This window comes from Ancylobacter oerskovii (assembly GCF_018390555.1).
Classification (GTDB): Bacteria; Pseudomonadota; Alphaproteobacteria; order Rhizobiales; family Xanthobacteraceae; genus Ancylobacter; species Ancylobacter oerskovii.
Window position 1 is genome coordinate 1 of sequence record NZ_JAHBGB010000004.1, and the last position, 3,855, is coordinate 3,855.

Below are 3,855 nucleotides of genomic sequence, written 5' to 3' on the forward strand. Positions count from 1 at the left end.
GAGGTTCTGGTGGCGTCGGGAGCGGGTCTGGGATCGGGGATCTCGGACGCGGATTACCAGGGCGCGGGGGCCTCGATCGCGGCGGACAACGCGGCGGCGTCGTCGGGAGCGCAGATCGTGCTCGGGGTGCGGCGGCCGGCGGCGGCGGATCTCGCCGGCATCGCGCCGGGGGCGCTGGTGATCGCCATCGCCGATCCCCATGGCAATGAGGCGGCGCTGGCCGAGGTCGCGGCGACCGGGGCGTCGCTGTTCGCCATGGAGCTGATGCCGCGCATCACCCGCGCGCAGGTGATGGACGTGCTGTCCTCACAGGCCAACCTCGCCGGCTACCGGGCGGTGGTGGACGCGGCGGCGGAGTTCGGCCGGGCCTTCCCGATGATGATGACGGCGGCGGGCACGGTGCCGGCGGCGCGGGTGTTCGTGATGGGTGCCGGCGTGGCGGGGCTGCAGGCGGTGGCGACCGCCCGGCGCCTCGGCGCGGTGGTGTCGGCGACCGATGTGCGCCCGGCGGCGAAGGAACAGGTGGAGAGCCTCGGCGGCAAGTTCATCGCGGTCGAGGACGAGGAGTTCAAGCAGGCGGAGACCGCCGGCGGCTACGCCAAGCAGATGTCGGCGGAGTACCAGGCCAAGCAGGCGGCGCTGGTGGCTTCGCATATCGCCAAGCAGGACATCGTGATCACCACGGCGCTGATCCCCGGCCGGCCGGCGCCGAAGCTGGTGTCGGCGGAGATGGTGGCGTCGATGAAGGCGGGCTCGGTGCTCGTCGATCTCGCGGTGGAGCGCGGCGGCAATGTCGCCGGCGCGGTCGCGGGGGAGGTCGTCACCACGGCGAACGGTGTCAAGATCGTCGGCTTCCTCAACGTGCCCGGCCGGCTGGCGGCCACCGCCTCGCAGCTCTACGCCAAGAACCTCTATGCCTTCGTCGAGACGCTGGTGGACAAGAACGCCAAGGCGCTCGCGGTGAAGTGGGACGACGAGCTGGTGAAGGCGACGCTGCTGACCAAAAGCGGGGCGATCGTGCATCCGGGCTTCGGCGGCAAGGTCGAGGACGCCGGGGCTCCCGCGGCGGCGTGAGGCGAGGGCGCGGGGCCAAGGCGTGAGGCCAAGGCTCGGGCGACGGGGATTGGGCGCGGCGCGCTTGTGACGCGCGCGGCTCCCGCACCATCGCCGGCCGTTCCGGGATCGCGCGGGGAGACGGGGTCGGGAGACCGGTTCTGGAAGACGGGTTCTGGAAGACGTTCCCGTCTCGCATTCCCTTCGCGGGCAGCGGCCGGGAGGACGGGCTCTTCCCTCGCTCTCCAGGTTTCGGCGGTGTTCCCCCTCACCCGGCGCTACGCGCCGACCTCTCCCCCTCGGGGAGAGGTAAGGCAAGGCCTCCCCGGGAGAGGCCGGGAGCGGGCAGCGAGGCGGCACCATCGGCTTCCTCTTGGGGAAGAGGTGAGGGCGATCTCGCCCCCCGCGCGACCGGCTCCCTCTCCCCGCGGGGGAGAGGGGTGGGGTGAGGGGGGAGCACCGCTCGCCGGTTCTCCGGCGGCGTCCCGGCAGCCGGCCCGGTTCTCCGGGCGGGCCTTGAGAGCCCCGGGTCCGGGGTGCCGGAGATGGCCCCACGGCGGCCCGGCAACGACCTTCGGGCGGCGCTCCCGTCGCCTGACGCGACACGATCCGGCCGGCGCGGGCTCGCGGCGGCAGAGGCCCTACAAGGCGCCGGCACGCAGCGCCGGCACCGGACGACGACAAGAAACGACACGACGACACGACGACAGACGAAGCGGCGGGCGGCACGGGGGCAGGATCCCGGCCGGTCCTTGAGAGAACGGGGAGAACAGGATGGCCAATCCATCGGGGGTGCCGGCGGATCCGGCGCAGGCGCTGGAAGGCGCCCGGGCGGCGGCGGAAGTCGCCAAGCGGGCGGCGGAAGCCGCCCAGGCCTATGCCGATGCCGCCGCGCAGGCGGCGCATGGTGGGCTCGCCGACGTGGCGGGCGCGGCGGCGCACACGCTGACCGGCGGGGCGATCGACCCGTTCGTGTTCCGGCTGGCCATCTTCGTGCTGGCGGTGTTCGTCGGCTACTACGTGGTGTGGTCGGTGACCCCCGCCTTGCACACGCCGTTGATGAGCGTCACCAACGCCATCTCCTCGGTGATCGTGGTGGGCGCGCTGCTGGCGGTGGGCGTCGACACGGTGGCCGAGGGCACCGGCTGGGCCAAGGGGTTCGGCTTCATCGGGCTGATCCTGGCCTCGGTGAACATCTTCGGCGGCTTCCTGGTGACCAGCCGGATGCTCGCCATGTACTCGAAGAAGAAGTGAGGGCGCGGAGATGAACGCCAATATCGTCGCGCTGCTCTACCTCGTCTCCGGGGTGCTGTTCATCCTGGCGCTGCGCGGGCTGTCGAGCCCGGTGACCTCGCGCCGGGGCAATCTGTTCGGCATGGTCGGCATGACCATCGCGGTGCTGACCACGCTGGCGGCCTCGCCGCCGGCCGGGATCGGCGGCTGGCTGCTGGTGATCGGCGGCCTCGCCATCGGCGGCGGCGCCGGCGCGGTGATCGCCCGCAAGATCGCCATGACGCAGATGCCGCAGCTGGTGGCGGCCTTCCACTCGCTGGTCGGCCTCGCCGCGGTGGCGGTGGCCGCCGCTGCGCTTTATGCACCTGAAGCCTTCGGCATCGGCGCGGTGGGGGCCATCCACGGCCAGGCGCTGGTGGAGATGAGCCTCGGCGTCGCCATCGGCGCCATCACCTTCACCGGCTCGGTGATCGCCTTTGCCAAGCTGAACGGCAATATGAGCGGCAAGCCGATCCTGCTGCCGGGCCGCCATGTGGTCAATGCCGGCCTGGCCGCGCTGCTGGTGGTGCTGATCGCGGTGCTGGTGGCCACCGAGAGCCACACGGTGTTCTGGCTGATCGTCCTCGTGTCGCTGGTGCTGGGCGGGCTGATCATCATCCCGATCGGCGGCGCCGACATGCCGGTGGTGGTGTCGATGCTGAACAGCTACTCGGGCTGGGCGGCGGCGGGCATCGGCTTCACGCTGGGCAACACGGCGCTGATCATCACCGGGGCGCTGGTGGGCTCGTCGGGCGCGATCCTGTCCTACATCATGTGCAAGGGCATGAACCGCTCCTTCATCTCGGTGATCCTCGGCGGCTTCGGCGGCGATGCGGCGGCGGGTCCCGCCGGCGCGGTGGAGACGCGTCCGGTGAAGCAGGGCTCGGCGGAGGACGCCGCCTTCATCATGAAGAACGCCGCCAAGGTGATCATCGTGCCCGGCTACGGCATGGCGGTGGCGCAGGCGCAGCACGCCCTCAGAGAGATGGCGGACAAGCTGAAGGAGGAGGGCGTCGAGGTGAAGTACGCCATCCATCCCGTCGCCGGCCGCATGCCCGGGCACATGAACGTGCTGCTGGCCGAGGCCAACGTGCCCTATGACGAGGTGTTCGAGCTCGAGGACATCAACTCGGAGTTCGCGCAGGCGGACGTGGCCTTCGTGATCGGCGCCAACGACGTGACCAACCCGGCGGCGAAGACCGACCCGACCTCGGCGATCTACGGCATGCCGATCCTCGACGTGGAGAAGGCGAAGACGGTGCTGTTCATCAAGCGCGGCATGGCGGCCGGTTACGCGGGCGTCGAGAACGAGCTGTTCTTCCGCGACAACACCATGATGCTGTTCGCCGACGCCAAGAAGATGGTCGAGGACATCGTCAAGAACCTCGCCCACTGAGGCGGGGCCCCGGCAGGCCCCAGAGGGGGGCTGCCGCGAGGGACAGCCGCGGGGGACCAGCCGCGCGAGGCTTGCCGCGAGGCGGCCTGCGAGCCCCCGCCGGCCCGGACGAACCGAGGGCGCCCTTCCACCCG

General features: G+C 71.4%; 3 protein-coding genes. All 3 read left to right on the forward strand.

Annotation, left to right across the window (positions count from 1 at the left end; all coding sequences use genetic code 11):
• The coding region (locus tag KHC19_RS05115; RefSeq protein ID WP_246548260.1) for an NAD(P) transhydrogenase subunit alpha at positions 1–1,074 on the forward strand (1,074 nt) is incomplete at its 5' end.
• A gap of 753 nt (positions 1,075–1,827) precedes the next feature.
• On the forward strand, positions 1,828–2,307 hold the full coding sequence (locus KHC19_RS05120) for a proton-translocating transhydrogenase family protein (protein WP_213351203.1): 480 nt from the start codon (positions 1,828–1,830) through the stop codon (positions 2,305–2,307).
• 10 nt (positions 2,308–2,317) lie between these two features.
• The gene (locus tag KHC19_RS05125; RefSeq protein WP_213351205.1) at positions 2,318–3,721 is read left to right on the forward strand and encodes an NAD(P)(+) transhydrogenase (Re/Si-specific) subunit beta; all 1,404 of its coding nucleotides are present in this window, start codon (positions 2,318–2,320) and stop codon (positions 3,719–3,721) included.
• The last annotated feature ends 134 nt before the right edge of the window (positions 3,722–3,855 follow it).

Bases quoted from the DNA above. Each gene is read 5' to 3' on its own strand.
- KHC19_RS05120 (WP_213351203.1), top strand. From the start codon at position 1,828: ATGGCCAATCCATCGGGGGTGCCGGCGGATCCGGCGCAGGCGCTGGAA.
- KHC19_RS05125 (WP_213351205.1), top strand. From the start codon at position 2,318: ATGAACGCCAATATCGTCGCGCTGCTCTACCTCGTCTCCGGGGTGCTG.